Origin of the sequence: Halalkalibacterium halodurans, assembly GCF_004376175.1 — a bacterium.
Classification (GTDB): domain Bacteria; phylum Bacillota; class Bacilli; order Bacillales; family Bacillaceae_D; genus Halalkalibacterium; species Halalkalibacterium halodurans.
The window spans coordinates 1-1319 of the sequence record NZ_SNUY01000151.1 but is presented as its reverse complement, the minus strand read 5'-3'; the positions used below and the strand labels follow the sequence as shown (position 1 = coordinate 1319).

Sequence of the window (1319 nt, the reverse complement as noted above, 5' to 3'; positions counted from 1 at the left end):
CTTTTTTCATGTATTTTGCTTAAACCCTACCGCGCTTTCGCTTGGTGGCCTCCTCATCCAAGTAACGGAAATTTCCATTACTTGGATGAGGAGGTTTTTTCTTCTCCCACAAACATTTTACTCATACGGCTATTCGGTTTAGAGAGGTTTCATGATTTATTTAATATGTAGAAAGGCGATTATTTTTCAAAAAAATTTTTTAAAATGGACGGAAATTAACGCATATTCACTTCAAATTGATGGAATTCAAACCAAATCATAATGTATATTATGTGCAATTTTTCGCAATCCTAATAAAAAAACATCAGGGTGAGCGGAAATGAATAATAAAGCGAAACTAATGATTTCAGGTGTGATTTTTTTGTCACTTTTTGTCTGTGCGGTTTTTGCCCATCAAGTGAACGAACGAATGATTCATGAGAGAGGATACGATTTGGACACAGTTGACATTCAGCAATTGGAAGAAAACACCCCTTTTACGGCACCTATCAGATCGAGGAAATATTTCCGGGATACCAATGAACTTCGTCGTTCTTTAATAGAAGAATGATGGCCAAAAAAGACGAAGCCCATTTTAGACTTCGTCTTTTTTACACGTTTTAAAAGTTAGAATTGATACAAGAAGTAAAACGAAGGGTTATTGGCGAAAGAACGTGAGACCGAACCTTCGTTTTTTTACAATACAACTCTACGATGTCAGTTTTAATTTCTCAGTTAATGAACGGCGCTCGATCTCTTCTTTGATGAGCCCGATAAAATCGTCTCCTAAATCCAACTCAATCGCCTTGTGGTATGTCTCAATGAGCAAATCATCTGATAATGTCTTCATTGATTATTCTGCCGGTACGGCAGTTCACCTCCTATGCGAAATTATCCGTATTTATACAAGGAGTGGACTAGCATTGTTTCAGGAACGGCGCATATACTGTTAGGTTCTTTTATTTTATACCCCTTATGCTACCATGTATTGTAAAATAGAACAACCGTTCGCGGTATCCACAGATACCAGTGGATAACCTGTGAGTTAGTTGTTTATATTTATCGAAAACCTTAATATGTCTTGCCTCAAACCGTGTATAACTTTATCCACAGGTGTTGAGATGGCAGAGTTTTTGTCGAAAATTTTTTGTTTTTTTCTTTTGAATGGAATGAGAGAGTGTGCAATATTCATGAAAAATAGTTGAAAAAGCGAAGTATGAGTAAAATGTTTGTGGGAGAAGAAAAAACCTCCTCATCCAAGTAATGGAAATTTCCGTTACTTGGATGAGGAGGCCACCAAGCGAAAGCGCGGTAGGGTTTAAGCAAAATACATGAAAAAA

General features: G+C 36.8%; 2 protein-coding genes. One reads left to right on the top strand and one right to left on the bottom strand.

Annotation, left to right across the window (positions count from 1 at the left end; translation table 11 throughout):
- Positions 1 to 319 precede the first annotated feature (319 nt).
- On the top strand, positions 320 to 550 hold the full coding sequence (locus tag E2L07_RS20540) for a hypothetical protein (RefSeq protein WP_010897487.1): 231 nt from the start codon (positions 320 to 322) through the stop codon (positions 548 to 550).
- A 138-nt stretch (positions 551 to 688) separates the two neighbouring features.
- Here E2L07_RS20540 and sda read toward each other — a convergent pair whose 3' ends face one another.
- Positions 689 to 829, bottom strand: coding sequence for a sporulation histidine kinase inhibitor Sda (gene sda / locus E2L07_RS20535; protein ID WP_010897488.1), 141 nt, complete (start codon positions 827 to 829; stop codon positions 689 to 691).
- Positions 830 to 1319 lie beyond the last annotated feature (490 nt).

What these genes read in the sequence shown, in the direction of transcription:
- sda (WP_010897488.1), bottom strand. Translation starts at nt 829, where the DNA reads ATGAAGACATTATCAGATGATTTGCTCATTGAGACATACCACAAGGCG.
- E2L07_RS20540 (WP_010897487.1), top strand. Translation starts at nt 320, where the DNA reads ATGAATAATAAAGCGAAACTAATGATTTCAGGTGTGATTTTTTTGTCA.